Origin of the sequence: Brevundimonas sp. KM4 (assembly GCF_000964075.1) — a bacterium.
Classification (GTDB): Bacteria; Pseudomonadota; Alphaproteobacteria; order Caulobacterales; family Caulobacteraceae; genus Brevundimonas; species Brevundimonas huaxiensis.
Map to the genome: position 1 here is coordinate 131,053 of NZ_JZRG01000018.1, position 24,581 is coordinate 155,633.

A 24,581-nucleotide genomic window follows, 5' to 3' on the forward strand; every position below is an offset into this window, starting at 1 on the left:
GAGGCCCGACCGGCGCATGACGGCCCGTCGATTCCGACGGCGTTCGGATGAGTATGTGGTTTGAAAGACCCGCGGTTCAAGCGTGACCGCGGAACGGCCCACATCTGCGTGGCCACAAGCCCTTCCGATCGCGTCGCCTTAGGTCCGCATTACGCCCGGCGGCGCTTTCGACATGGCCGCTTTACGGGGATCGGGCGTCTTCTGCCGCTCCAAGGAGATGACCATGAGCCGTTCCCACCTGCTGGCCGAGACCCTGAAACGTCCCGCTCCGGCACAGACAACCTTACAGATGGCGATGATCTTCATCGGCGCCCTGTTCGGCGCCCCGATCCGCAAGGGCCGTGCGCGATGATGCAGGGCCATGTCGAGGGCGGCGTGATACGCGCAGCCCCTCCCCGACGCTATCGTGTCGTGCCTCGCGCCAGCGGTTGGGCCGTAGCGATCAACAACGCCTGCACCCGCCCCCTGCCCGATCGCATCTCGGCCGAACGTCTCGCCGCCCGACTTCAGGCCGAGGCCGACCGCCTGAACCGCGACCAACATCGCCAAACCCAATGATTACGACCCTTGCCTCGCCACCCGCCTTCGAAGTCCTGACGATCCAGCCTGTCGGCGATCGCTGGCGCATCACCTCAAGCGACGGCCTGTTCGAAGGCGTCTTCACCGACGCCAGAAGCGCCGTCCGATGCGCCAAGGCAGAGGCCGACGCCCATCCGGGCCATGTCCTGATGCTGGCCGAACCTGCCTGATCGCCCCAGATCAAGAAAAAGGCCGGAGCGAGATCGCTCCGGCCTTCGTCATTTCAGCGTCTGTCGCCGGTTCAGGCGGCGCCGTCGGCCTTCTTCTTGGAGGCTTCCGAATAGATCAGCAGAGGCTGGGCCTTGCCGTCGATGACCTCGGCGTTGACCACAACCTCTTCGACGCCTTCGAAGGTCGGCAGTTCGAACATGGTCTCCAGCAGGATGCCTTCCAGGATCGAGCGCAGGCCGCGCGCGCCGGTCTTGCGGGTGATGGCCTTCTTGGCGACGGCGATCAGCGCGTCGTCGGTGAAGGTCAGTTCGACATTCTCCATCTCGAACAGACGCTTGTACTGTTTGACCAGGGCGTTCTTCGGCTCGGTCAGAATGGTGACGAGCGCCGTCTCGTCCAGGTCTTCCAGCGTCGCCAGAACAGGCAGGCGGCCGATGAACTCAGGGATCAGGCCGAACCGCATCAGGTCGTCAGGCTCGACACCCTTCAGGATATCGCCCGTGCGGCGTTCGTCGATCTCCTTGACCTTGGCGCCGAAGCCGATCGACGCGCCGGATCCACGCGCCGAAATCACCTTTTCCAGGCCGGCGAAGGCGCCGCCGACGATGAACAGAATGTTGGCGGTGTCCACCTGCAGGAACTCCTGCTGCGGATGCTTGCGGCCGCCCTGCGGCGGCACGGAAGCGACGGTGCCTTCCATGATCTTCAGCAGGGCCTGCTGCACGCCTTCGCCCGACACGTCGCGGGTGATCGACGGGTTGTCCGACTTGCGCGAAATCTTGTCGATCTCGTCGATGTAGACGATGCCGCGCTGGGCCCGCTCGACGTTGTAGTCGGACGCCTGAAGCAGCTTCAGGATGATGTTCTCGACATCCTCGCCCACATAACCGGCCTCGGTCAGGGTCGTGGCGTCGGCCATGGTGAAGGGCACGTCGATGATGCGGGCCAGAGTCTGAGCCAGCAGCGTCTTGCCCGAGCCCGTCGGCCCGATCAGCATGATGTTCGACTTGGCCAGTTCGACGTCGTTGTTCTTCGTCGCGTGATTCAGGCGCTTGTAGTGATTGTGGACGGCGACCGAGAGCACCTTCTTGGCGTGCGCCTGGCCGATGACATAGTCGTCCAGCACGTCGCGGATTTCCTTTGGCGTAGGCACGCCGTCGGTCGTCTTCTTGAAGCCGATCTTGTGCTCTTCGCGGATGATGTCCATGCACAGTTCGACGCATTCATCGCAGATGAAGACGGTCGGGCCCGCGATGAGCTTGCGGACCTCGTGCTGGCTCTTTCCGCAGAACGAGCAGTAGAGGGTGCTTTTGGCGTCGGTGCCGGCTGCTTTGGTCATAGACCCTTATCTCACTCCCGCGGGGCGGACCGAAATGGCCCGAAACGCGCTTCCCTCACATTGATTCCAGCACTCTGGATGCGAAGGTCTTCAAAAAATGACAATCACCCATCACACGTTCCGGAACAACCCCGAAGGCGGCAGGGGATTGTTGCAGTGCGTGGATGGATCAGTGTCGACGGGGATCAAGGCGAATGTCTGACATGGGTATTGTGCAGGATTTACGCCAGTCCACGGCAAATGGACGTGTCATCGTCGCCTTCGATTTCGACGGCACGCTGACGATTCGCGACAGCTTCACCGAGTTCCTGCGCTGGCGCGCTGGTCCGGGCGCCTGGGCGCTGGGGTTGGTCAAGCTGGCTCCGGCGCTGGCCGCCTACGCCAAGGATCGCGACCGGGGCCGGATCAAGGCGGCCTCCGTCAGGGAGTTCCTGCTTGGCGTGAGCCGCCAGACGCTGGAAGCGGAAGCCGCAGCCTTCGCCGAAGCGATCTGGCCCCGCTTCATGCGCCCCGATGCGCTTGAGGTTTGGAACGACTGGGGCCGACGCGGCGCGCATCGCGTCATCGTGACCGCGTCGCCCACGACGACCGTCGCGCCATTCGCCCGAAAGCTGGGGGCCGAGGCCCTGCTGGGCACCGAGTTCGTCTTCGACGCCGATGACCGGATAACCGGCGACTTCGCCGGTCCGAATTGTCGGGGTCAGGAAAAGGTGCGGCGGCTGAAGGCGGCCTATGGCGAAGACATGACCCTGACGGCCGCCTATGGCGACACCTCGGGCGATACCGAAATGCTGGCGATGGCCCAGCAGCCAGGTTTTCGGGTCTTCCGTCAGAAGCCCTGAGGCTCAGTTGCCGTCGGCGTCCACGTCGAACACCATCGCCTTGCCGCGTGACGTGGGGTCCCAACCCGCCTCGATCGCCGAGGCGACCGCTGTGCGGACGGCGTCGACATTGACGCGCTGCTTTTCCACGTCCGGCCGGCCGTTGGGCCGAAGCGGTGGCGGAAACTGGACGATGGCTTCGCGCTTGAAGTCCGCGTGGCGAAGGGAAACGGCCATGCCCTCCCAGACATTCCCCCCCTTGGGCTGAGGTTGGCGACGAAGCTCCCAGACGTAGCTTTCGCCATCGACATCGACCGTGCCGCTTTGATCTCGTGTGAACTGCATGACAGCTCCGATAGCACAAAATGAAAAGGGCGCGCCGCAGTGGGCGCGCCTTCTCGTCTTTCGACAGCCGTCTTAGTTGCCGGGCGTCTTCACGCCGTCGGCGTCGGCCTGTTCGCGGCGATCGTACACGTGATCCACGATGCCCCAGGCCTTGGCTTCCTCGGCCGACATGAAGTGGTCGCGGTCCAGCGTCTTTTCGACCTCCTCATACGTGCGGCCGGTGTGGTGGACGTAGATCTCGTTCAGACGACGCTTGGTGTAGCGGATGTCGGCGGCGTGCAGTTCGATGTCCGACGCCTGGCCGCGGAAACCACCCGACGGCTGGTGCACCATGATCCGCGCATTCGGCAGGGCGATGCGCTGGCCTGCCTCACCGGCCGTCAGAATCAGCGATCCGGCCGAGGCCGCCATGCCCATCACCACGGTCGAAACCGGGCTCTTGATGTATTGCATGGTGTCGTAGATCGCGAGCGCCGAGGTCACCTGACCGCCGGGGCTGTTGATATACATGCTGATTTCCTTCTTCGGATTCTCCGATTCAAGAAACAGCAACTGGGCGCAGATCAGCGACGCCATACCGTCCTCGAACGGTCCCGTCAGGAAGATGATCCGCTCGCGCAGCAGACGCGAGAAGATGTCGAAGGAGCGCTCGCCGCGGCTGGATTGCTCCACCACCATCGGCACCAGGTTCATGTTCATCAGTTCGATCGGATCGCGCATTTAGCCTTCTCGGATGCAGTGGCGACGATTCAGCGTCGTCAGCCGGTTATGGTGCATATCGCGTTCGATGACACCCTGCGCAAGACGCCCGGCTCATTCGGACTGCGCGTCTTGCTCGTTCGCCGCTGCACGACGGCCTTTTTGCAGCCGTTCCGCCACGGCGGCCTCCTGTGCAGCGGCGGATGCGCGATCAGGCTCCGCTTCATAAAGAGCTTGCAGATAGGCGCGATCCCAGTCCGTGAGGCCGGTCACGTTCTGGGAATCACCAAATAGATTCAGCACCGTGGGCTGATCGGAGTAGTCGGCGCGGGGATCGACCTGGGCCAGGACGACCATCGCGACGTAGTCCATCAAAGCCGGCAAAAGCACGCCATTGGCCTTGGTCATATCGATGACGACGGTCGCAGAGTTCAGGTCGTACCGCAGTGGCGACCTCATGCGGCTGACGTTGCGCGATGCAATCCAAGGGGGCTCTCCACCGGAGACACGGGCCGCCAGTTGACCCGTGTCTGCTGAGACTGGCAGGGAAATGTGCCACCATCGCACCGGCGCATTACTGGTTTTGAACCGTTCCAGCGCCGCCAAACCCATGTTGGTGTTGTCGATCGGAGGACGGAAGCGAAGACGCCAACCTTCCACCAGCGCCGATGCGACGCTGGGACCATCCTCTGTGGCGATGATGAGCACATTGGCCGAGCAACCAGGCTCGCCCACCCGAATTTCAAGGTCATGCGCGATCTGGCCGATGCGATCGGCAAGCATCTGACCGTAGGGCGCCTTCAATCCGGCGACGCTGACGCACAGCGGCGTATTCCATCGTCCAAGCCGAGCACCGGCGGGCGCGGTCGCGACGCGCTGAACAAACTGGCGCGCGGCCTGCCGCGGCGACTGCCCCTCGACCGTGATCTCCTCCAGATCTGTCGGAGGCGGCTGTCTCGGATCCTGCGCCTGCGCGCCTGCGGTGATGAGGGCGGCCAGAGCGACAGCGGAAAAAGACATAGAAGACATACCTGAAAAGCAAAATGGGCCCGCACTGCGGACCCATTCCACTTACAATCCAGACACCACAACCGCCAGTTACGATCGTGTAATCGAGCGGAAAATTAGCCCTCGTCCTCGTCTTCCTTCAGCAGCTCTTCCTTCGTGATCGGCTTGTCGGTCACGTCGGCGACGCCCACGATCAGGTCGACGACCTTCTCTTCATAGATCGGCGCGCGCATCTGGGCGGCGGCGTTCGGGTTCTGGCGGTAGAAGTTCAGGACGGCCTGTTCCTGGCCCGGATAGTTGCGGGCTTCCTGCAGGATGGCGGCGTTCAACTCCTGGTCCGTGACCTGGACGTTGTGGGCGCGGCCGATTTCGGCCAGCACCAGACCCAGGCGCACGCGGCGCTCGGCGATCTTGCGGTATTCGGTCTTCAGCTCGTCGTCGGACTTCTTGGCGTCGTCCTCCGGCAGGCGGCCGGCGGCCTTGTCGGCCTCGACCTGCTGCCAGATGCCGTCGAACTCGGCGTCCACCATCTTCGGCGGCAGCGGGAAGTCGTGGGCCTCATCCAGTTGGTCCAGCAGAGCGCGCTTCAGCTTGAAACGGGCGGCGCCGGCGTATTGCTGGTCCAGATTGGACTTCAGCAGTTCCTTCAGCTTGTCCAGCGACTCCAGACCGATGCGGGTGGCGAAATCGTCGTCGATCTTGGATTCGGCTTCCGCCTTAATGGCCTTCACCTTGATGTCGAAGGTGGCCTTCTTGCCGGCCAGATGGGCGGCTTGATAGTTCTCGGGGAAGGTGACCTCGATGGTCTTCTCTTCACCGACCTTGGCGCCCGTCAGCTGCTCTTCGAAGCCGGGAATGAAGCGGCCCGAGCCGATCACCAGGTCCGCGTCCTCGGCGGCGCCGCCTTCGAAGGGCTCGCCGTCCAGCTTGCCCAGGAAGTCGATCGTCAGCTGGTCGCCCTCAGCGGCCTTGACGGTCTTGCCCTTCTTGTCTTCGTAGGTCTTGGCCTGACCAGCCAGTTCCGTCAGGGCCTCGTCCAGATCGGCGTCCGACGCTTCATAGGTCGGGCGCTCCAGCTTCAGAGTCTTGGGATCGACCGGCTCGAAGTCCGGCATGATTTCAAGCGACATTTCATAGGCCAGGTCTTCCTGACCGGCGATGACCTTGTCCATGTCCGACGTCAGCTTCATCTCGGCCGGCGCGGCCGGGCGGATCTTGGCTTCGTCGAGGGCCTTTTGGCTGGTTTCGTTCAGCTCGGCGTTGATGATCTCGCCCATGAACTCACGGCCGAAGGTCTTCTTGACGTGGGCGACCGGCACCTTGCCCGGACGGAAGCCCTTCAGCTTCACCTGCGGGGCGACTTCCTTGACGCGGGCTTCGAGCTTTTCGTTCAGCTCCGCGACGGGAATGGTGACCGCGATCACGCGGCTGAGGCCTTCGTTCGACTTTTCGACGACTTGCATGGTCGGGATTCTGACGCTCTGGGGCGCATGAGCCATCGAGACGGCCGGCGCGGAATGGATAAAGCAAGAAGGCCGCCCCGTGTGGAGCGGCGCCTCGAAGCCCGCCCTTATGTCGAGAAGGGCCCGAAAGGTCAACGCGGGCGTGGTCAGAGCCGGTGGTTTCGCGGCCTTTGCGTGGCTATGTTGACCAAATGAGCCAACCCGCCTCCCCCATCGGCGTCTTCGTCACGCCCGTCACCCCGCTTCAACAGAACTGCACGACCGTCTGGTGCACCGCCACCAACAATGCCGCCGTGATCGATCCTGGCGGTTCGGTCGATGCAGTCCTGGGTGAGGTCACGCGGCGCGGCCTGACGCTGGATCAGATCTGGATCACCCACGGCCATCTGGATCACGCGGGCGGCGCAGCCGAAATGCAGGAGAAGACCGGCGCCCAGATCACCGGCCCTCAGAAGGCCGACCAGTTCTGGATCGACCGAATCGTGGAGAGCGGCCGGATGTACGGGCTGCCCGACGCCCGCCCCTTCACGCCCGACCGCTGGCTCGAAGATGGCGACACCGTCACGCTGGGCGAAACGACCTGGGACGTGCGTCACTGCCCCGGCCATACGCCCGGGCACGTCATCTTCTTCAATCGCGCGGCGCGATTCGCTCAGGTCGGGGATGTTCTGTTCAAGGGTTCGGTCGGTCGCACCGACTTCCCGATGAGCGATCCGCCGGCCCTAATCCGCTCGGTGATCGAAAAGCTCTGGCCGCTGGGCGACGACGTCACCTTTGTGCCGGGCCACGGGCCGATCTCCACCTTTGGTGAAGAGCGACGGACGAATCCGTTCGTGTCTGACGCCGCAATGCGACAGGCCCCGATCCAGCGTGAGCCGTCGGGGCCTGCCTGAGCCTGCTGATCGTGTGGCTTAGCGCCGCAGGATCATGCCGATGATGACGCCGATGCCCAATGCGTAGAGCGTGGCCTTCATCGGATTGTCCTGAATGTCTTCCTGCACGCGATGGACGCGTCCGGAAATCTTCTCACGCACCAGGCCCGCGTCTTCTCTAACGGCCTGACGGACCGACGTGGTCTTGCCAAAGCTACGGCCCTCGCCTTGGGCGAGAATTGCGTCGGCCTGTCGGTCCAGACGTTGGGTCAGGTCATCGTCCTCCAGGACGATGTCGTCGGGTGATGTCGCGCTTATCGGGGTGTTGGTCATGTCGATCTCCGTGCTTCGCTGAACAAACCGGCGTTGCGACCCATGGTTCCTTTTTGAACGCGGGCGTCCAGGGTGCGTTGGTTGATCGCAAAGGAGCCGCTCATGACCTATATCGAACCCACTCCGACCACGCCGCAACCCGAAATCCAACCTGAGCCGGCGCAGCAGCCGGAAATACAGCCTTCAGATACCCCCGACGAAGTTCCGCCGATGGAACCGGATGGTGGCGGCGAAGGTGATTCGCGGCCTTACGGCGCCGGCTGAAGTCAAACTCACGCGCGCTTGAGGATCGCGACAGTAAAACGGAGTTCCCGACGGAACCGTCACCGAGTCACTGGGTTCACTTCAGCAAGCGCAACGGCAGCACTGAAAGGAACACGATGGAAAGCCAACCCACACGCCCCTCCGGCGTTTCCAAGCGAGGTTTCGCCTCCATGGATCCCGAACGTCAGCGCGAAATCGCGCGCAAAGGGGGCGCCAGCGTCCCCAGCGAAAAACGCAGCTTCTCCCAAGACCGCAGCCTCGCCGCACAGGCCGGCCGCAAGGGCGGCGAGGCGTCGCACGGAACCAAGAAAGATGCTCACGCAGCCGACGGGCAATAGTCGGCGAAACTCGATATAAACAGGGCGGCCCATCGAACGATGCGCCGCCCTTTTTCTTGTCCGCGATCAGCCGCGCATTCGGCTCAGGCGCGCAGGACCGCCAAGGCCACGCTCGGCGCAGGAGAGGTGTCGATGCGGACGACCGTCCAGCCGGCGGCGGCGGCCATGGTCTGGATCGATTCAGGGGTGAACTTGCGCGAGCTTTCGGTGTGGATCGTCTCGCCGGTCATGAAGCGGAATGTCCGATCTCCGATACGTGCGGTCGTCGGCGCAATCGCTTGCAGATGCATTTCCATGCGCGAGGCGTCCGGGTTCCACACGGCGCGGTGAACAAAGGCGTCCACGTCGAAATCAGCATCCAGCTCGGTGTTGGCGCGGATCAGAACATTGCGATTGAAGGCCGCCGTCACGCCCTGTCTGTCGTCATAGGCGGCGACCAGGATCGCCGGATCCTTGACCAGATCAACGCCCAGAATGAACAATGCCCCCTCGCCCAGCATACGACGCGCCGCGGCCAGGAATGCTACGGCCTCGTCCGGTTGCAGGTTGCCGATTGTCGAGCCGGGGAAGAAGCCGATCCGTCGCCCCGACGGCAGGTCATCGGGCAGCGGCGCCAAATGCTCGAAGTCCCCCAGAACCGGCTGCACGCGCAGCTTTGGATAATCAGCGCGGACGCGAATGGCGGCGTCCATCAAGGCGCTCTCGCTGATGTCGAGGGGGACGTAGGCGCCGAGATCGACAGCGGCGTCCAACAAGATCCGCGTCTTCTCGCTGGCGCCGGATCCGAATTCGACCAATACGGCGTCGGGGCCGAAGTCGGCCGTCAACTCCGCCGCGCGATCGCGCAAAAGCGCCATTTCCTGCCGGGTCGGATAGTATTCGGGCAGCTCGGTGATGTCTTCGAACAGGCGCGATCCATCCGCGTCATAGAACCACTTCGGCGGCACAGCCTTTTGCGCGCGCGACAGCCCTTCGATCATATCCTTTCGAAAGGCGGCGGTTTGGGCGTCGTCCGCGGCGGCGTCTCGCGCCACGGTCCGATCTTCAGCCAGTCTCAAACCCATGAAAGCCCACCTCTGTTGGGGATAGAAGAAGTTGCGATAGGTGATGCGGTCATGGCCCGGCGGCGTGGCGAACGATCCGCCCCGCAGCACCATCTGATTGGTCATGAACTTGCCGTTGTATTCGGCGGCGGTGCCCGGCGTTGGCTGGAAGCCGGGATAGGGCGCATAGGCGCTGGACGTCCACTGCCACACTTCGCCAGCCAGGTTCGAGAATGCATCAGGCGAGGAGGCGGCGGCATGTTCCCATTCCGCCTCGGACGGCAGACGCTTGCCGGCCCACCGGGCATAGGCGTCAGCCTCGTAAAAGCTGATGTGGCGAACCGGCGCGACAGGATCGACAGGTGTACGCCCCGTCAAACCCATCACGGTCCAGTCGCCATCTTCCAGACGCCAGTAGAGCGGCGCGGTCCAGCCCTCAGCCTTGACCGTCGCCCAGCCGTCCGACAGCCACAGGTCGGAACGCGAATAGCCGCCATCCTGGATAAAGGCGATCCACTCGCCGTTCGTCACCAGATCCGCAGCCAGAGCAAACGGCTCCAGCCAGACACGGTGCGCAGGCCCCTCATTGTCGAAGGCGAAGCCCGATTGGTCATGGCCGATCGTCACCAGACCGCCGTCGAACGCCACCGTTCCACCGCGTCTGATCTGGAGCGTCTCGGCTCTGGGCTCGACCTCATAGGCGGCAGGGTCGAGCGGAGAGCGCGACATCAGGTTCAGCACATCCATCAGGAAAAGCTCCTGATGCTGCTGGTCGTGGTGCAGGCCCAGCTCGAAAAGATAGCGTTGATGGCCGCTGGTCTCGCCCTGCGCCAGCCACGCGATCATGCGGCGGTCGATCTCGCGTCGATAAGCGAGGACCTCGTCGACGGACGGCCGGGTCATCAGCCCACGCTGGTCCCGCCTGACCCGCTCGCCCAAGGCCTCACAGTAGGAGTTGAACAGCTGCTGAAATCGCGGATCGACAGGCTGGTATTCAGGATCGGACGACAGGATCATCGCCTCGAAAAACCAGCTGGTGTGCGCCAGATGCCATTTGCCGGGGCTGCAATCCGCCATCGACTGGGCGGACAGATCCTCGGCAGACAAACCTTCAGCCAGATCGATCATGCGTGAACGCACGGCCTTGAACCGCGCCACGTCAGACGTAAGCCGCGGGTCGGGCTCGGAGCGCGCATTCATGTCAGCTGTCCCGTCCGACACCAGCCCCAGCGCCTTGTCAGTGGATTGGAAACGCACCAACAAGGCCAAGGTTCCCAGAGACTTGGTGTCCGAAACCGCACATCAGCGCATGGGGCGGCCGCCATGTTTGGCGTATTCCAACCGCGCGATGGTGCGATTGTGGACCTCGTCCGGGCCGTCGGCGATGCGCAAGGTGCGGACACTCGCGTAAAGCTCGGCCAGGGGCGTGTCGCCTGACACACCGGCGCCGCCGAACGCCTGAATGGCGTCGTCGATGATCTGCAAGGCCATCCTCGGCGCAGCGACCTTGATCTGGGCGATCTCGGAGCGGGCGTTCTTGGCCCCCGCCTGATCCATCATCCAGGCGGCCTTCAGCACCAGCAGGCGGCACATCTCGATGTTGGTGCGGGCTTCGGCGACGCGCTGTTCCCAAACCGAATGCTCCGCCAACTGTTTCTTGAACGCCGTTCGGTTCAGCAGCCGCGTCACCATCAGCTCCAGCGCCCGCTCGGCCGCACCGATGGTGCGCATGCAGTGGTGAATACGGCCCGGGCCAAGCCGCCCTTGGGCGATCTCAAAGCCCCTGCCCTCGCCCGCGATCAGGTTCTCGACCGGCACGCGGACGTTCTCCAGCACGACCTCGGCATGGCCGATCGGCTTTTCGTCGTACCCGAACACCGACAGCATCCGCTCGACGCGGAATCCCGGCGTGTCGGCCGGCACGATGATCTGCGACTGCTGGGCGTGGGATGCGGCGTCGGGGTCTGTCTTGCCCATGACGATGGTCACGGCCAGATTCGGATGGCCCATATTGGTCGACCACCATTTGCGGCCATTGATGACATAGTAATCGCCGTCCCGCTCGATCCGGGTCTGGATGTTGGTGGCGTCGGACGAGGCGACCTCAGGCTCGGTCATCAGGAAGGCCGAACGGATTTCACCCGCCATCAGGGGCTTCAGCCAGCGCGCCTGCTGCTCGGCGTTCCCGTACATATGGAGCACCTCCATATTGCCGGTGTCGGGGGCGTTGCAGTTGAACACCTCGGCCGACCACAGATGCCGCCCCATCATCTCGGCCAGCGGCGCGTATTCCAGGTTCGTCAGACCCGCCCCCCCATTCTCACCTTCATGGTCGCCCGGCAGGAACATGTTCCACAGTCCGGCTTCCTTCGCGGCCGCCTTCATCGTCTCCATGACCGGCGGCTGACGGTTCGAATCCTCGCGCACCTGGGCGAAATATTCGGCTTCGCGCGGGATGACCTGCTCGTCCAGGAAGCGACGGACGCGGGCGTGCCAATCCAGGGCGCGGTCGGAATGTTTGAAGTCCATGTCGTTTCCTCTTTCCCGTTCGCGCTTCTATCGAGCGCTCGATACGAAAACGGCGCGGCCCCTGTTCGGGAGCCGCGCCGCCATAACTGGTCGTTCAGACCGGCATCAGCGCTTCAGCAGCGGAGCCAGCTTCTGGGCGATCATCATGTCGCCGGCGATCTTCAGCTTGCCCTGCATGAAGGCCATCATCGGGTCCAGCTTGCCTTCCGACAGGGCCATAAAGTCATCCCACTTCATCGAGACGGTGGCGTCGGCGGGCTTGTCCTCGTTCGTCACCGTGTTCGGCGTCGAGGCGCCGTCGATGAAGATCTTGCCCTCGTCGCCGAGGTCGAGCTTGACGGTCTTGCCGAGGCCGGAGTTGTCGCCGACGGCGCCGCGGATGTGTTCGGTGACTTGTGCGAGATCGGGCATTGGTGGCGTCTCCCTGTTGGACGTTGTGGACTACGGGTTAGCCCGCATCGGCGGGGGCGCCAAGATCACGTCGGGGAAAGGTCTGATCACTTCTCCGGATCGCCGTCTCGGAACCGCCATTTCATCACCAGCACGCCCGACGCCATCACCAGGGCGCAGGCGTTGGCGACCGTAACGGGCCAGGCCTGCGTCATGACGCCATAGACGACCCACAGCACGAAACAGGTCACCGTCAGGGAGTAGGTCTTCAAGCTGACCGACGACGCGTCGCGCTCCTTCCAGATCTTGACCGCCTGGGGCGCGAAGCTGGTGATCGAGCAGATCGCAGCCGCTGAGCCGACGATATTGGCGATCAGGTCGCTCATGCCGCGATCGTCGACATGACGTTGAGGCTAAATCTGCACATGCCGCACTCTCGGCGGCCGCCCCAATGAATGTCAGCGTCGAACGCCAGGCGGCGGCCGTCTGGCCTGGGTCACCTGTTCGAAGGCGTAACCCAGCGAAAGGATGCGCGCATCGTCCCACTTCCCGCCGAGAAAGCTGATTCCCACGGGCATTCCCCGATCAAAGCCCATCGGCACGGTCAGGTGCGGGTAGCCGGCGACGGCGGCCAGCTGGCTGGCCGATCCCTGCATGTCGTCGTCGTCCTTGGGATCGTTGGTCCAGGCGCGCGACGTGGTGGGCGCGATCAGGGCGATGACGGCGTTTTCACGCATCAATCGGTCTATTCCTTCCGGACCCGCCAGCCGAAGCGACGTCGCCCGCGCCTCCAGATAATCCGGGCTGGTCAGATCGCCCATTGCCTGGGCGCGCTCGAAGATGTCCTGACCGAACAGCACCGTCTCGCGCGGTTCGGCGGCGTTGAAGGCGATGACGTCGGCCAGGGTGCGGGTGCGGACCTGCTGCGGATCAGTCGAGGCCAGATAGGCGTTCAGATCGTGCTTCAGCTCATAGAGAAGCACCTTGAACTCAGCCGCGCCTATGACCCGGCCATCCGGGCCCTCGGGCAGGTCGACCAGAACGGCGCCGGCATCGCGCAGGGCCTTCAGGTTCTGCTCGAACACCGCCTGGGTTTCGGGCGAGTAGCTTGTCAGGAACCGCATCACCCCGATCCGCGTACCGCGCAACGCATTGGCGTCCAGCCCGGCGGCGTAATCGACCTTGTGCGCATCGGCCTCGACCGTCGCCGGATCGGCCGGATCGGACCCGGCGATGACCGTCAGCACCCTGGCCGCATCCCTGACGGTCGTCGCCATCGGCCCGGCCGTGTCCTGCGAATGGCTGATCGGCACGATGTGGGTGCGCGAGACCAGGCCCACGGTCGGCTTGAACCCGACCACGCCGTTGACCGACGCAGGGCAGGTGATCGACCCGTCCGTCTCCGTTCCGATGGCGACAGGCGTCAGCCCCAGCGCCACCGCCGCCCCGCTGCCGGAGGATGATCCGCACGGCGTACGCGCGGGATCATAGGGATTCAGCGTCTGGCCGCCGACGGCGCTCCAGCCGCTGATCGAGTCCGACGACCGGATATTGGCCCATTCCGACAGGTTGGTCTTGCCGACGATCACGGCCCCGGCGGCGCGCAGTCGCCCGACCAGCGGCGCGTCCCGTCCCGGCGCATTGTTCGCCAGCGCCAACGACCCGGCTGTGGTCGGCATGTCCGCCGTCTCGATATTGTCCTTCAGCAGGATCGGCATGCCGGAAATCGCCGACACGCCCCGGCTGGGTGATGTCGCGCTCCAGACCAGCACCGAATGGGCGCTGTCGTTCGCCCGCCCCGCCGCGACCACGGCGGACGCAGGCGGATAAGCGCCCTGCCCGGTCGCGCAGCCCGCAAGGGCCAGCGCGACCGCAGCCGCCAGACTCAGTCGGCCTTGGGTTCGGCCCGCTTGCCGATCGTGCGGTCCAGGAAGTCCAGATAGGTGCGCCATTGTTGCAGTTGCCTCGGATCGCCGCGGACGCCGTGCCGCTGGCCGGGATAGAGCATCATCTCGAACGGCACGCTCTTGGCCTGCAAGGCGTCGATGACGCGCGTCGCATTGCCGAAGATGACGTTGTCGTCGGCCATGCCGTGCAGCAGCAGCAGCCGCCCTGTCATGTCGTCCAGCCGCGGCAGGACGTCGGTGGCGGCATAGCCTTCCGGATTGGCCTGGGGCGTGGACATATACCGTTCGGTATAGTGTGTGTCGTACAGGCTCCACTCCGTCGGCGCCGCGCCCGCCAGGGCCGAGGCCAGGCCGGCGTCCTTGTCCGTCAGTGTCAGCAGGCTGAGGAAGCCGCCGAAGCTCCAGCCCATCACCGCGATATGGTCGGCATCGACGTAAGGCAGGCTCTTCAGCCATTGCGCGGCCTGGGCCTGATCCTCGACCGCCGGAATGCCCAGACGGCGATAGATGCTGGTCTCGAACGCCTGCGACCGGTCGCCCTCGCCGCGATTGTCGACGCGGAAGACGATGTAGCCCGCCTCGGTCAGCAGCTGGTTGGTCAGGGGCTGCCAGCTCTTCTGCACGCCCGCCCCGGTGCCGGGGCCGCCATAGACCTGCATCACCACTGGATATTTCTTGGACGGATCGAAGTCGGGCGGCGTGGTCATGCGCCACACCAGGGTCTGGCCGTGGCTCTGCATCGTGCCGAACTCGGGCGTGCGCAGGCGCGAGACGTAAGGGGCGAACGGATGGCTGGCGTCGAGCTTGTTCTCTTCGATCCAGCGCACGCGCGTGCCGTCGATGCGGTACAGCGCCGACTGCGTCGGCGTCGCCGGGTCGGAATAGTTGCCGACATAGGCCGTCGCCGGCCCGTTCACCGACACCGTCCACCAGCCGCCGCCCGGCGTCACCGCAACCGGATCGACCGTGCGGTTCAGATTGGCGCGGAACATCTGCTGCTCGATCGGCAGCTCCTTGCCGTCGCGCATCGAGGCGGTGAAGTAGACATCGCCGGTCTGTTCGTTGACGCCGTCCAGATGTTTGACCGGATAGTCGCCGCGCGTGATGGCCCGCAGCCGTCGCCCGTTGCGGTCATACAGGTACAGGTGTCGCCAGCCCGAATCCTCATTGGACCAGATGAACCGGCCGTCCGACAGGACGCGGAAATCGTCGTTCAGATCGACCCAGGCCTGCGCCTTCTGGCTCAGGATCACACGTGATGCGCCGGTCGTCGGATCGACGCTCAGCAGGTCTAAAGTCTTCTGGTCGCGCGACTGGCGCTGGACATACAGGGTCTTGCCGTCGCCGGACCAGTTCACCCGCGCCAGATAGATGTCGGTATTGGATCCCAGGTCCACCTTGACCCGTCCCCCGCCCTGCAGGTCGCGCACATACAGTTCGACCACCGCATTGGGCCGGCCCGCGCGCGGATAGCGTTGCTCCACCATCGTCGCGCCGCCGCCGGTGATCTCGAAGCGCGGCACGATATCGACCGGGCTCTCGTCCACCCGCGTCATGGCGATGTAGCGCTCGTCGGGGCTCCACCAGTATCCGGTGTCGCGATCCATCTCCTCCTGGGCGATGAACTCGGCCGTGGCCCAGGTGATCAAGCCCGCGCCGTCGTCGGTGATCGGCGTCTCCTTGCCGCTCGCCAAATCATAGACGACCAGATTCTGATCGCGGACATAGGAGACGTAGCTGCCCTTCGGCGACACCTTGGCGTCGATCTCGTCAGCCGGCGTCTCGGTCAGGCGGCGCACCTTGCCGTCCGCCCGGTTCGCCAGGAAGATGTCGCCTTCCAGCGGCGCCAGGATGTAGCGGCCCTGCTGGTCCCACGAATATTCGACCACGCCGCGCGCGCTGATCCGCATCCGTTCGCGCCGGGCCTTTTCGGCCTCCGACAGTTCGCCGGCGTCGGGCACCAGCGCCCGTGCGTCGATCAGCTTGTAGGGTTCACCCTCACCCGTCGGCGCGGCCCACAGGTCCTGCACATCCACATTGTCCTCACGCGAGCGCAGGAAGGCGACCAACTGGCCGTCAGGCGACAGGCTGACCCCCTTGGCCACCGGCCCGTTCAGGCTGGGGCTGGAAAACACCCGCTCGGGCGTCAGAATGTTGGAGGGCGTCTCCTGCGCAAGCGCCGAGCTGGCGGACAGGAGGATGGTCGAGGCGAGAAGAAGGGTGCGCATGGGTCGGGACGCTAGCGGTGCTTCTGCAAGCCGTCACGAGGAAATGTCGTCGCCCGGTGAAAGGCTTGTCCTTCCCTGCGAGGGGTTCTCAGATTAGAGAGACGGCACGATGACAGACGCCGCCCTCTCCCCCGCCCCCGTGAAAGCCAGTCCGTTTAACGAGCTGGAGGTTCTGTGGGTGCGCCACTGGACCGACAGCCTGTTCAGCTTCGGCGTCAAACGACCCGAGGATTTTCGCTTCCGCTCGGGCGAGTTCGTGATGATCGGCCTGCCCGGCGAAGCCAAAGACGGTGTACCGGGAAAGCCTGTCCTGCGCGCCTATTCCATCGCCAGCCCCTGCTGGGCCGAGGAGCTGGAGTTCTTTTCCATCAAGGTCGCCGACGGCCCCCTGACCTCGCGCCTGCAGAAGATACAGCCCGGCGACACCGTCCTGATGGGCAAGAAGCCGACCGGCACCCTGGTGCTGGACGCCCTGACCGGCGGCGAGCGCCTGTTCCTGATCGGCACCGGCACGGGTCTGGCGCCCTGGCTCAGCGTCGCGCGCGACCCAGAGACCTATTCCCGCTTCGGCCATGTCTATGTGATCCACACGGTCCGCAGCGTCGCCGACCTCGCCTACCGCGACTTCTTCACCCGCGAGATCCACGACGACCCTCTGATTGGGGAAGAGGCGCAGGCGCAACTGACCTACTACCCCACCGTCACCCGTGAGGACTTCGAGACGCCCGGCCGCATTACCGACCGCATCAGGTCCGGCGACTTCTTCCGCGACCTGGGCCTGCCCGAAGGGTTCGACCCCGCCCGCGACCGCGCCATGCTGTGCGGCTCCATGGCCATGATCAAGGAAGCCGGCGAACTGCTGGAGACCTATGGCCTGAAGGAAGGCTCCAACGCCGAACCGGCGGACTATGTGCTGGAGCGGGCCTTCGTCGGCTGACGACTTGGCTTGGGCGGCCTGACCCGCTAACCCCACGCCCATGTCAAAGCCTGCTCTTGTCGCCGTCGATGCGCGCATCGATCCCGCCGAATGCCAGTCCATGGCCGAGGTCCGCCAAGGCGTTGACGCCCTGGACCGCGCCTTGGTCGCCCTGCTGGCCGAGCGCCAGCGCTACATGGACGCCGCCGCCCGCATCAAGCCCGACCGCGACGCCGTCTTCGACCAGGCCCGCATCGACGACGTGGTCGCCAAGGTGCTGGTCTCGGCCGAGGCCCACAACCTGTCGCCCGACATCGCCGAACCCGTCTGGCGCCTGCTGATCGACCGCTGCATCGCCCACGAGTTCGCCACCTACGACCGGACTCGCAGCTAGGACGGCGCACGCCTGTCATCCTATCCGCGAAAAAAGTTCGGCCTAGTTTCAACCGATTAGGTCGCAGCAGCGTCAATCACCCGCCGCTCTTTCCGGGCGCCGTATAATGGGCGTCCGGTCTTTGACATCGCGACGCGCCTCGCCTGCCGAAATTGCACTTTCTTGTACTTTGCACGCGTTTTCGGAGTGCAGTGCAATTTCATCCGCTTCGCCTCAGCCCTTGAGACCGCGCAGCATCAGTTCGTGCCGATAGGCCGCGACATCGGCCAGCGCAGCCTCCAGCGCATCGCGCACCCGCTCCACAGCCGGCGCAGCCAGCTTCTGATCCACCGCTTCCGCCTCGGCGCAGATCGCCGCCAGGTCGCGCGCGCCGATGCCCGCCGCCGCGCCTCGGATCGTGTGGACCCCGTCGCGCCAGCCCTCGACCTTGGGATCCAGCATGACGGACCACAGGCCGGCCTGGTTGACGAACAGGCCCAACACCTCCTCGTTGATGGCGTCGTCCCCGCCCGTCATGCCGTTCAGCACAGCGAAATCGACCGCGCCCGTCAGATCGCGCAGCGCCATCAGGCCGCCGTCTCCTCGCCCTTGGCCAGGCGCGAGTTCCGCGACGACCACAGCAGATAGATCGCCACGCCGACCACGTTCCAGACGACGAAGCCGATCTGCGTGACCGGCTTCAGGCTCAAGAAGAAGACCAGGCAGCCGATCACGCTGATGGCTCCGACCACCGGCCACAGCGGCGCCTTGAACACCCGCTTGCGACCCGGCTCGCGGATGCGCAGCACGATCAGGCAAACACCGACCGAGCAGAAGGCCGCCAGCGTCCCGGCGTTGGCCAGCGACGCCAGTTCGTCCAGCGGCAACAGCCCCGCCAGAATCGCCACCACAATGGCGGTGAACACCGTCACCACCGCCGGCACGCCTCGGCTCGACACCTTGGCGAGGCGGCGCGGCAACAGGCCATCGCGCGCCATGCCCAGGAAGATGCGGCTCTGGCCGAACAGGAAGGCCAGCAGGACGGTCGGAAGCGCGATCACCGCCGCAGCGGCGATCCACTGGGCCGCCGTCCCCTGCCCCATCTGACGCAGAATCAGGGCCAGAGGCTCGGGGCTGCTGGCGAAGGTGGCGACCGGCCGCGCGCCGATGGCTGCGGCCGCGACCACCAGATACAATGCCGTGCAGACCAGCATGGAGCCGACGATGCCGATGGCCAGGTCACGCTCGGGCTTCTTGGTCTCCTCCGCCGCCGTCGAAATGGCGTCGAACCCGTAAAAGGCGAAGAAGATGATCGCCGCCGCCGCCATAACCCCGGTCTGGACGAAGGGCGCGCCGAATCCGTTGGGCATGAAGGGCGTGAAATGCTCGGGCTTGAACGCCGGCAGGGCGATGGCGACGAACACCACCAGCGCCGCGATCTTGATCAGGACCAGCACCGCGTTCAGCGTCGCGCTTTCCTTGGTCCCCAGCAGAAGCAAGCCCGTGATCACCCCGATGATGGCCACGGCCGGCAGGTTGATGATCCCCCCGACATGCGGCCCGGCGATCAGCGCCGTCGGCAGATCGATCCCCAGCCCGCTCAGGAAACCGACCGCATAGCCGGACCAGCCCACCGCCACGGCGCTGACGACCAGCGAATATTCCAGGATCAGGCTCCAACCCACGATCCAGGCGATCAGCTCGCCCAGCACGGCATAGGAATAGGTGTAGGCGCTGCCCGCCGTCGGCATCATGGTCGACAGCTCGGCATAGGCCAAAGCCGCGCAGGCGCAGACCAGTCCCGCAAGGCCAAAGCTGATCAACACCGCCGGGCCAGCCAACCCCGCCCCCACCCCGATCAGCGTCAGGATGCCGGTGCCGACGATGGCCCCAACGCCCAGGGCCAGCAGGTGCGGCCAGCTCAACGTCGGCTTCAGCCGCGGTCCGTCGTGCGGCGCCATCATCGCGTCGATCGATCGACGCCGGTTCCAGAAGGCCATGCTGTTTGCTCCCCCGCCGCTTGCCGCGGCTGATTCCAAGGGACCATACCCCGTCGCAGAAAGTTTGCGAAAGCGCTTGCCAACCCCCGAACCGCTGGGTAGTAGGAGCGCCCTTCGGCGATGGCGTTGGCCCGGCCGAAGACACGACGATCGGTGTGGGTGATTAGCTCAGTCGGTAGAGCAGCTGACTCTTAATCAGCGGGTCCACAGTTCGAACCTGTGATCACCCACCATCGTCGCTTCTCAAAAAAACAGGCACTCGACCGTCACGCATTTCGGCGGGCTAGTTTGCAGTCCCGAGCATGGGTTTCGAGGCCTCATAAAACGAGGATCGACAACTCGGCCAGTTCGCGCGACTGATCGCACAAGGCGCCGCCCTGGCCCGATCACTTCGCCTCTTCACCAGTTACGCCAGATGACCCCTGCTCCGCTCAAACGTATTCTGATCGTCGGGGGCGGCACGGCCGGCTGGATGGCGGCCGCCGCCTTGGCGCACGTTACGCGCGGCACCATCAAGGTCGAACTAATCGAATCCGAGGTCATCGGAACGGTCGGCGTCGGCGAGGCCACCATCCCGCCGATCCTGCTATTCAACCAACTGCTGGGCATCGACGAGAACGAATTCATTCGCGCCACCCAGGCGACCTACAAGCTCGGCATCCAGTTCCATGACTGGTTTCAGAAGGGCCAGAGTTACTTCCATCCGTTCGGAACCTATGGCACGCGCATCGACGCCGCCTCCTTCCACCAATACTGGCTACGGCTGAACAAGGCGGGGCTGGACGACGATCTGGACGCCTATTCCGTCACGACGATGGCGGCGCGCATGGGCCGGTTCAGCCGGCCTGACACCGATCCGCGCGGCGCCGCCTCGCAGATGACCTACGCCTTCCATTTCGACGCCGGCCTGTACGCCAGGTTCCTCCGTAAACGCGCCGAAGCGAACGGCGTCGTACGGCATGAGGGCAAGATCGCCGACGTACGCCTGCGCGACGGCGACGGCTTCATCCAGTCGGTGCGGCTGGATGACGGACGCGAGCTGGAGGCGGACTTCTTCATCGACTGTTCGGGCTTCCGCGGCCTGCTGATCGAAGGCGCGCTGAAGACGGGCTACGAGGATTGGACCCACTGGCTGCCGGCCGACCGTGCTGTGGCCATGCCCTGCACCCGGGTCGGCGATCCGACGCCCTATACCCAGTCGACGGCCCTTGAAGCGGGGTGGCGCTGGCGCATTCCGCTGCAGCACCGCACCGGAAACGGCTATGTCTATTGCAGCCCCTTCATCTCGGACGACGAGGCCCAGGCCAAGCTGCGCGCCTCCCTGGACGGCGAGGCGATGGCGGAACCCAACTTCCTGCGGTTCACCACCGGTCGCCGAAAGAAGACCTGGAACAAGAACTGTCTGGCCCTAGGCCTGGCGTCGGGCTTCCTGGAGCCGCTGGAGTCGACCAGCATCCATCTGGTGCAGTCGGGCATATCCAAGTTGCTGCTGCACTTCCCTGACACCGGCTTCGCCCAGGCCGATATCGACAACTACAACCGCATGATGCGGCTGGAGACCGAGCGCATCCGCGACTTCATCATTCTGCACTATCACGCCACGGCGCGCGACGACTCGCCCCTGTGGCGCCACGTGCGGGCTATGCCGATTCCCGAGACGCTGAAGCAGAAGATGGACCAGTTCCGCAGCCGGGGCCGCATCTTCCGCTACGAGGACGAGCTGTTTCAGGAGACGAGCTGGATCGCCGTGCTGCTTGGCCAGGGCGTCATCCCCGAGCGGCATGATCCGATCACGGAGACCATTCCTCTGGAGCAGGTCCAGCAATGGTTGCAGAAGATGAAGGCGATGATCCAGCAGGGCGTGGCGCGGATGCCGACGCACGAGGCCTTCATCGCCGCTAACTGCAAGGCGCCGCCGATCAACTAAACCACTCGATGCGACCGACCTGATTAGGTCTGGACAGACCGTTGAGCTCTTGGATTTCGCGCGGCGCGGCTTAAATGCCGATGCCTACCGCTGAACGGACTCCGACCTATGGCCGACTACGACTACGACCTTTTCGTCATCGGCGCCGGTTCGGGCGGGGTGCGGGCGGCGCGCCTGACGGCGCTGGATGGCAAGAAGGTCGCGGTCGCCGAGGAATATCGGGTCGGCGGCACCTGCGTCATCCGTGGCTGCGTGCCCAAGAAGTTCATGGTCATGGCCTCCGAGGTCAGCCACGCGCTCGAGATCGCCGAGGGCTACGGCTGGTCGTTCGACAACGCCAAGTTCGACTGGCCCACCTTCCTCGAAGCCAAGGATGTCGAGATCGCGCGCCTGTCCGGCATCTACGCCGCCAACCTGGGCAAGGCCGGGGTCGAACTGGTCCACGGGCGGGCGGTCCTGAAAGACGCCCACACGGTCGAGATTGTCGGCAAGGATCGCACCATTACCGCCGAGAAGATCCTGATCGCCACGGGCGGCCGCCCCTGGAAGCCGGACGAACTGCCGGGGATCGAGCACGCCATCACGTCCGAAGAAGCCTTCCACCTTCCGGAACTGCCCAAGCGCATCCTGATCGCGGGCGGCGGCTATATCGCGGTGGAGTTCGCCGGCATCTTCGCGGGCCTGGGCGTCGAGACAACCCTGATCTATCGCGGCCCCAACATCCTGCGCGGCTTCGACGACGATGTGCGCGCGCACCTGGCCGGAGAGATCGAAAAGCGCGGCATCAAGGTCATTCTGGGCTGCCAGCACGAGAAGATCGAAAAGACTGATACCGGCCTCATCAACCACCTCGAAAACGGCATGAAGCTGGAGACGGACGTGGTCATGTTCGCCACCGGCCGCATCCCTTACGTCAAGGATCTGGGGCTGGAGAGCGCAGGCGTGGAGCTGAATGAAGCGGGCGCCGTCAAGGTCGATCCCTATTCCAGGACGACGGCGGACAACATCTGGGCCATCGGCGACGTCACCGACCGGATGAACCTGACCCCCGTCGCCATCCGCGAAGCCGTCGCCTTCCATCAGACCGTCTATCGCGACAATCCCCAGCACTTCGACTACGAGGCCGTGGCCACCGCAGTCTTCAGCCAGCCGCCCGTCGGGGTCGTGGGTCTCAGCGAGGCGGAAGCCCGCCGCTCCTGCTCGAACGGCGTCGATGTCTACGTCACCCGGTTCCGGCCGATGAAATACGCCTTCACCGGCTCGGATGAGCGGGTGCTGATGAAACTGGTGGTCGACGCCGACAGCCAGCGCGTGGTCGGCGTCCATATCGTCGGCCCCGACAGCCCCGAGATGATCCAGCTGGCCGCCATCGCCGTGAAGGCCGGCCTGACCAAGGCGCAGTGGGACGCCACATGCGCCGTCCACCCGACCATGGCCGAGGAGCTGGTCACGCTGAAGGAGAAGCAGTCGGGCGCGACCTCCGCCGGCTGACGCTTGCGCTCAGGGCCTCGGCCGCTCACGGAACCGCTCGAGCAGGTCCAGCCGGGCGCTGAATGGCACGGGCGTCACGGTCGGCCCCGAATTGACGAAGTTCATCAGCCGGGTGTCACTCAGCGTCGTCGTGGGCCAGCGGGGCCGCCCGACGCCGTTGGGATCGCCCGAGCGCGCGAAGGCGGTCCAGTAGCCCATCATGGCCTCCGACGCCTTCCGGTCCCGGTCCTCGACCGGATACGGCAGGGTGTTCAGCGTGCCGAACACATAGGGCCGTTCGATCGCGTGAGTCGCGCCGCCATGCGGCTCCGGGTTCTGCGGCGACGAGATATCGAAGCGATAGAGCCAGGCCGGATGGCCCGCCTTCGTATGCAGCCGCGCCAGCATCCGGGCCGGCTCTGAAAACACCAGATCCGTGATCGCCAGCTTGTCGAACGCCTCCAGCCCGCCATAGGCCTGAACGGCGTCGGCGCGCTCGAGCCAGGTCATGTCGTCGTCGATCTGACCATAGCCGTTGCGATCCGTCGGCCGCATCCACCAGAACTCGGCGCTGTTGCTGCCGATGATGAAGGGCACCGGGGCCTGCCGCCCCGCCTTGAACGCCGCCTCAACCGTGGACGGCACGACCCGCCCGTCGATCAGCGTCAGGTCGCCGTTGGCGAAGACCGGCGGCGGCGTCAGGAACAGATCGGCCGGCGCCGCACGCAAATCCGCCGCCGTTCGCAATCCCGCGCCATAGGCCCAGACCTCGCCGCGCTCCCGCGCTGAAGGCGCGCCATAGGCGCCTTTGCGGTCCAGTGGCGTCTGCAACTCCCGGCCCAGGCCGGATTGAACGATCGCCCGGTCGAACAGACCGCGCGCCGGGGGCGAGATCATCAGCCGCGTGACGATCGCCCCGCCCGCCGATTCACCGAAGATGGTCACGTTCTTGGGGTCGCCGCCAAAGGCCGCGATATTGGCCCGCACCCATTTCAGCGCGGCCGTCACGTCCATCAGACCGTAGTTGCCCGCCGCCTCCCCCGCCGGCCGCTCGGCCGCCAGCGCCGGATGGTCGAAGAAGCCCAGCCGCCCCAGTCGATAGTTCAGCGTCACCACGACCATGCCGCGCTTGGCCAGGTTCGTTCCGTCATACAGCGGCGCGGTTCCCGACCCGTTCACCAGCCCGCCCCCGTGAATCCAGACCATGACCGGGGCGGGCTGAGCCGCGCTGATGGGCCGCCAGACGTTCAGGTTCAGGCAATCCTCGCTCATCGGCAAAGGCCCCACCCCCGGGTCGCCGTTCGGGGGCGCCTGAATGCACAGCGGACCGTAGGCCGAGGCGTCGCGCTGGCCCTGCCAGGTCGGCGCGGGACCGGGCGGTCGCCAACGTCGCTCGGCCGTTGGCGGCGCGGCATAGGGAATGTTCTTGAACGCCGCCACATCGGCATCCGCGCGTCCGTTCAGGACGCCCTGCGAAATGCGGACGGTCGGCTGGTCGGCTGCGGGCGCCATCATGAGCGAGAGGGTGGCGAAAACGCCGGCGATTGTCATGCGCGCTGATTAGCA

General features: G+C 65.0%; 26 protein-coding genes and 1 tRNA gene. 12 read left to right on the forward strand and 15 right to left on the reverse strand.

The annotated features are described in order from the left end of the window. The first annotated feature begins 223 nt into the window (after nucleotides 1-223). Genes VH88_RS16610 through VH88_RS10685 form a run of 3 tightly spaced genes read left to right on the forward strand, consistent with a single transcriptional unit; the run spans nucleotide 224 to nucleotide 749 of the window. Entirely contained in the window at nucleotides 224-352 is a 129-nt protein-coding gene (locus VH88_RS16610; RefSeq protein WP_255360426.1) for a hypothetical protein, read from the forward strand. After that, a complete protein-coding gene (locus VH88_RS10680; protein WP_156146803.1) occupies nucleotides 349-558 on the forward strand; it encodes a hypothetical protein in 210 nt (69 codons plus the stop codon). Before VH88_RS16610 ends, VH88_RS10680 begins: the two co-directional genes overlap by 4 nt. Further along, nucleotides 555-749 (forward strand): hypothetical protein, encoded by a 195-nt coding sequence (locus VH88_RS10685; RefSeq protein ID WP_045811234.1) that lies wholly within the window; start codon nucleotides 555-557, stop codon nucleotides 747-749. The genes VH88_RS10680 and VH88_RS10685 overlap by 4 nt, the downstream gene beginning before the upstream one ends. A gap of 71 nt (nucleotides 750-820) precedes the next feature. On the opposite strand, the gene clpX is transcribed toward VH88_RS10685, so the two are convergent. Beyond that, nucleotides 821-2,089 carry an ATP-dependent Clp protease ATP-binding subunit ClpX gene (gene clpX, locus VH88_RS10690; RefSeq protein ID WP_039243616.1) on the reverse strand — a complete coding sequence of 423 codons (1,269 nt, stop codon included), beginning with the start codon at nucleotides 2,087-2,089 and terminating at the stop codon, nucleotides 821-823. Between the two features lie 194 nt (nucleotides 2,090-2,283). Here clpX and VH88_RS10695 point away from each other — a divergent pair, with 194 nt between their 5' ends. After that, nucleotides 2,284-2,931, forward strand: a complete 648-nt coding sequence (locus VH88_RS10695) for an HAD-IB family hydrolase (RefSeq protein WP_045811235.1) — start codon at nucleotides 2,284-2,286, stop codon at nucleotides 2,929-2,931. Between the two features lie 3 nt (nucleotides 2,932-2,934). Here VH88_RS10695 and VH88_RS10700 read toward each other — a convergent pair whose 3' ends face one another. From VH88_RS10700 to tig, 4 genes are all read right to left on the reverse strand, one after another. Then, complete coding sequence (locus VH88_RS10700) at nucleotides 2,935-3,255, reverse strand: hypothetical protein (RefSeq protein WP_045811236.1); 321 nt, start codon at nucleotides 3,253-3,255, stop codon at nucleotides 2,935-2,937. A 72-nt stretch (nucleotides 3,256-3,327) separates the two neighbouring features. Next, on the reverse strand, nucleotides 3,328-3,975 hold the full coding sequence (locus VH88_RS10705) for an ATP-dependent Clp protease proteolytic subunit (protein ID WP_045811237.1): 648 nt from the start codon (nucleotides 3,973-3,975) through the stop codon (nucleotides 3,328-3,330). A 93-nt stretch (nucleotides 3,976-4,068) separates the two neighbouring features. Further along, nucleotides 4,069-4,974 carry a hypothetical protein gene (locus VH88_RS15395; RefSeq protein ID WP_052689556.1) on the reverse strand — a complete coding sequence of 302 codons (906 nt, stop codon included), beginning with the start codon at nucleotides 4,972-4,974 and terminating at the stop codon, nucleotides 4,069-4,071. 104 nt (nucleotides 4,975-5,078) lie between these two features. Beyond that, on the reverse strand, nucleotides 5,079-6,425 hold the full coding sequence (tig, locus tag VH88_RS10715; RefSeq protein ID WP_082064461.1) for a trigger factor: 1,347 nt from the start codon (nucleotides 6,423-6,425) through the stop codon (nucleotides 5,079-5,081). A gap of 191 nt (nucleotides 6,426-6,616) precedes the next feature. Here tig and VH88_RS10720 point away from each other — a divergent pair, with 191 nt between their 5' ends. Further along, on the forward strand, nucleotides 6,617-7,318 hold the full coding sequence (locus VH88_RS10720; protein ID WP_045811238.1) for an MBL fold metallo-hydrolase: 702 nt from the start codon (nucleotides 6,617-6,619) through the stop codon (nucleotides 7,316-7,318). Nucleotides 7,319-7,336: 18 nt separating this feature from the next. On the opposite strand, the gene VH88_RS10725 is transcribed toward VH88_RS10720, so the two are convergent. Next, nucleotides 7,337-7,630 carry a hypothetical protein gene (locus VH88_RS10725; protein ID WP_052689558.1) on the reverse strand — a complete coding sequence of 98 codons (294 nt, stop codon included), beginning with the start codon at nucleotides 7,628-7,630 and terminating at the stop codon, nucleotides 7,337-7,339. Between the two features lie 102 nt (nucleotides 7,631-7,732). Between VH88_RS10725 and VH88_RS15690 the strand changes: the two genes are divergently transcribed. Both VH88_RS15690 and VH88_RS10730 read left to right on the forward strand, forming a co-directional pair. After that, a complete protein-coding gene (locus VH88_RS15690; RefSeq protein WP_017506186.1) occupies nucleotides 7,733-7,894 on the forward strand; it encodes a hypothetical protein in 162 nt (53 codons plus the stop codon). Nucleotides 7,895-8,010: 116 nt separating this feature from the next. Next, complete coding sequence (locus VH88_RS10730) at nucleotides 8,011-8,232, forward strand: general stress protein (protein WP_045811239.1); 222 nt, start codon at nucleotides 8,011-8,013, stop codon at nucleotides 8,230-8,232. 83 nt (nucleotides 8,233-8,315) lie between these two features. Here VH88_RS10730 and egtB read toward each other — a convergent pair whose 3' ends face one another. From egtB to VH88_RS10760, 6 genes are all read right to left on the reverse strand, one after another. Then, nucleotides 8,316-10,475 (reverse strand): ergothioneine biosynthesis protein EgtB, encoded by a 2,160-nt coding sequence (egtB, locus tag VH88_RS10735; RefSeq protein ID WP_045811336.1) that lies wholly within the window; start codon nucleotides 10,473-10,475, stop codon nucleotides 8,316-8,318. A gap of 102 nt (nucleotides 10,476-10,577) precedes the next feature. Continuing rightward, nucleotides 10,578-11,804, reverse strand: a complete 1,227-nt coding sequence (locus VH88_RS10740) for an acyl-CoA dehydrogenase family protein (RefSeq protein ID WP_045811240.1) — start codon at nucleotides 11,802-11,804, stop codon at nucleotides 10,578-10,580. A gap of 105 nt (nucleotides 11,805-11,909) precedes the next feature. Then, nucleotides 11,910-12,215: an SCP2 sterol-binding domain-containing protein gene (locus VH88_RS10745; protein WP_039243606.1), complete on the reverse strand. Its 306-nt coding sequence runs from the start codon at nucleotides 12,213-12,215 to the stop codon at nucleotides 11,910-11,912. Nucleotides 12,216-12,301: 86 nt separating this feature from the next. Then, a complete protein-coding gene (locus tag VH88_RS10750; protein ID WP_039243605.1) occupies nucleotides 12,302-12,580 on the reverse strand; it encodes a SemiSWEET family sugar transporter in 279 nt (92 codons plus the stop codon). Nucleotides 12,581-12,652: 72 nt separating this feature from the next. Further along, entirely contained in the window at nucleotides 12,653-14,146 is a 1,494-nt protein-coding gene (locus VH88_RS10755) for an amidase (protein WP_082064463.1), read from the reverse strand. Continuing rightward, the gene (locus VH88_RS10760) at nucleotides 14,080-16,329 is read right to left on the reverse strand and encodes a S9 family peptidase (protein WP_045811242.1); all 2,250 of its coding nucleotides are present in this window, start codon (nucleotides 16,327-16,329) and stop codon (nucleotides 14,080-14,082) included. Before VH88_RS10760 ends, VH88_RS10755 begins: the two co-directional genes overlap by 67 nt. Before the next feature lie 109 nt (nucleotides 16,330-16,438). On the opposite strand from VH88_RS10760, the gene VH88_RS10765 reads away from it, so the two are divergent. Further along, a complete protein-coding gene (locus VH88_RS10765; protein ID WP_045811243.1) occupies nucleotides 16,439-17,266 on the forward strand; it encodes a ferredoxin--NADP reductase in 828 nt (275 codons plus the stop codon). 40 nt (nucleotides 17,267-17,306) lie between these two features. Further along, entirely contained in the window at nucleotides 17,307-17,639 is a 333-nt protein-coding gene (locus VH88_RS10770; RefSeq protein WP_045811244.1) for a chorismate mutase, read from the forward strand. A gap of 213 nt (nucleotides 17,640-17,852) precedes the next feature. On the opposite strand, the gene VH88_RS10775 is transcribed toward VH88_RS10770, so the two are convergent. Continuing rightward, on the reverse strand, nucleotides 17,853-18,206 hold the full coding sequence (locus VH88_RS10775) for an Hpt domain-containing protein (RefSeq protein ID WP_045811245.1): 354 nt from the start codon (nucleotides 18,204-18,206) through the stop codon (nucleotides 17,853-17,855). Then, entirely contained in the window at nucleotides 18,206-19,618 is a 1,413-nt protein-coding gene (locus VH88_RS10780; protein WP_045811246.1) for an amino acid permease, read from the reverse strand. The genes VH88_RS10775 and VH88_RS10780 overlap by 1 nt, the downstream gene beginning before the upstream one ends. A 157-nt stretch (nucleotides 19,619-19,775) precedes the next feature. On the opposite strand from VH88_RS10780, the gene VH88_RS10785 reads away from it, so the two are divergent. The 3 genes from VH88_RS10785 to gor all read left to right on the forward strand — a co-directional run bounded on the left by VH88_RS10785 (nucleotide 19,776) and on the right by gor (nucleotide 23,036). Beyond that, nucleotides 19,776-19,851, forward strand: a tRNA-Lys gene (locus VH88_RS10785). A gap of 182 nt (nucleotides 19,852-20,033) precedes the next feature. Further along, complete coding sequence (locus VH88_RS10790) at nucleotides 20,034-21,545, forward strand: tryptophan halogenase family protein (protein WP_045811247.1); 1,512 nt, start codon at nucleotides 20,034-20,036, stop codon at nucleotides 21,543-21,545. Nucleotides 21,546-21,653: 108 nt separating this feature from the next. Next, nucleotides 21,654-23,036 carry a glutathione-disulfide reductase gene (gor, locus tag VH88_RS10795; protein WP_045811248.1) on the forward strand — a complete coding sequence of 461 codons (1,383 nt, stop codon included), beginning with the start codon at nucleotides 21,654-21,656 and terminating at the stop codon, nucleotides 23,034-23,036. A 9-nt stretch (nucleotides 23,037-23,045) separates the two neighbouring features. Here gor and VH88_RS10800 read toward each other — a convergent pair whose 3' ends face one another. Further along, nucleotides 23,046-24,566: a carboxylesterase/lipase family protein gene (locus tag VH88_RS10800; RefSeq protein ID WP_045811249.1), complete on the reverse strand. Its 1,521-nt coding sequence runs from the start codon at nucleotides 24,564-24,566 to the stop codon at nucleotides 23,046-23,048. Nucleotides 24,567-24,581: the final 15 nt, after the last annotated feature.

Coding starts and splice junctions, on each gene's coding strand:
- VH88_RS16610 (WP_255360426.1), top strand. CDS start 224: ATGAGCCGTTCCCACCTGCTGGCCGAGACCCTGAAACGTCCCGCTCCG.
- VH88_RS10680 (WP_156146803.1), top strand. CDS start 349: ATGATGCAGGGCCATGTCGAGGGCGGCGTGATACGCGCAGCCCCTCCC.
- VH88_RS10685 (WP_045811234.1), top strand. CDS start 555: ATGATTACGACCCTTGCCTCGCCACCCGCCTTCGAAGTCCTGACGATC.
- clpX (WP_039243616.1), bottom strand. CDS start 2,089: ATGACCAAAGCAGCCGGCACCGACGCCAAAAGCACCCTCTACTGCTCG.
- VH88_RS10695 (WP_045811235.1), top strand. CDS start 2,284: ATGTCTGACATGGGTATTGTGCAGGATTTACGCCAGTCCACGGCAAAT.
- VH88_RS10700 (WP_045811236.1), bottom strand. CDS start 3,255: ATGCAGTTCACACGAGATCAAAGCGGCACGGTCGATGTCGATGGCGAA.
- VH88_RS10705 (WP_045811237.1), bottom strand. CDS start 3,975: ATGCGCGATCCGATCGAACTGATGAACATGAACCTGGTGCCGATGGTG.
- VH88_RS15395 (WP_052689556.1), bottom strand. CDS start 4,974: ATGTCTTTTTCCGCTGTCGCTCTGGCCGCCCTCATCACCGCAGGCGCG.
- tig (WP_082064461.1), bottom strand. CDS start 6,425: ATGCAAGTCGTCGAAAAGTCGAACGAAGGCCTCAGCCGCGTGATCGCG.
- VH88_RS10720 (WP_045811238.1), top strand. CDS start 6,617: ATGAGCCAACCCGCCTCCCCCATCGGCGTCTTCGTCACGCCCGTCACC.
- VH88_RS10725 (WP_052689558.1), bottom strand. CDS start 7,630: ATGACCAACACCCCGATAAGCGCGACATCACCCGACGACATCGTCCTG.
- VH88_RS15690 (WP_017506186.1), top strand. CDS start 7,733: ATGACCTATATCGAACCCACTCCGACCACGCCGCAACCCGAAATCCAA.
- VH88_RS10730 (WP_045811239.1), top strand. CDS start 8,011: ATGGAAAGCCAACCCACACGCCCCTCCGGCGTTTCCAAGCGAGGTTTC.
- egtB (WP_045811336.1), bottom strand. CDS start 10,475: ATGAATGCGCGCTCCGAGCCCGACCCGCGGCTTACGTCTGACGTGGCG.
- VH88_RS10740 (WP_045811240.1), bottom strand. CDS start 11,804: ATGGACTTCAAACATTCCGACCGCGCCCTGGATTGGCACGCCCGCGTC.
- VH88_RS10745 (WP_039243606.1), bottom strand. CDS start 12,215: ATGCCCGATCTCGCACAAGTCACCGAACACATCCGCGGCGCCGTCGGC.
- VH88_RS10750 (WP_039243605.1), bottom strand. CDS start 12,580: ATGAGCGACCTGATCGCCAATATCGTCGGCTCAGCGGCTGCGATCTGC.
- VH88_RS10755 (WP_082064463.1), bottom strand. CDS start 14,146: ATGGCGCACCTATCTGGACTTCCTGGACCGCACGATCGGCAAGCGGGC.
- VH88_RS10760 (WP_045811242.1), bottom strand. CDS start 16,329: ATGCGCACCCTTCTTCTCGCCTCGACCATCCTCCTGTCCGCCAGCTCG.
- VH88_RS10765 (WP_045811243.1), top strand. CDS start 16,439: ATGACAGACGCCGCCCTCTCCCCCGCCCCCGTGAAAGCCAGTCCGTTT.
- VH88_RS10770 (WP_045811244.1), top strand. CDS start 17,307: ATGTCAAAGCCTGCTCTTGTCGCCGTCGATGCGCGCATCGATCCCGCC.
- VH88_RS10775 (WP_045811245.1), bottom strand. CDS start 18,206: ATGGCGCTGCGCGATCTGACGGGCGCGGTCGATTTCGCTGTGCTGAAC.
- VH88_RS10780 (WP_045811246.1), bottom strand. CDS start 19,618: ATGGCCTTCTGGAACCGGCGTCGATCGATCGACGCGATGATGGCGCCG.
- VH88_RS10790 (WP_045811247.1), top strand. CDS start 20,034: ATGACCCCTGCTCCGCTCAAACGTATTCTGATCGTCGGGGGCGGCACG.
- gor (WP_045811248.1), top strand. CDS start 21,654: ATGGCCGACTACGACTACGACCTTTTCGTCATCGGCGCCGGTTCGGGC.
- VH88_RS10800 (WP_045811249.1), bottom strand. CDS start 24,566: ATGACAATCGCCGGCGTTTTCGCCACCCTCTCGCTCATGATGGCGCCC.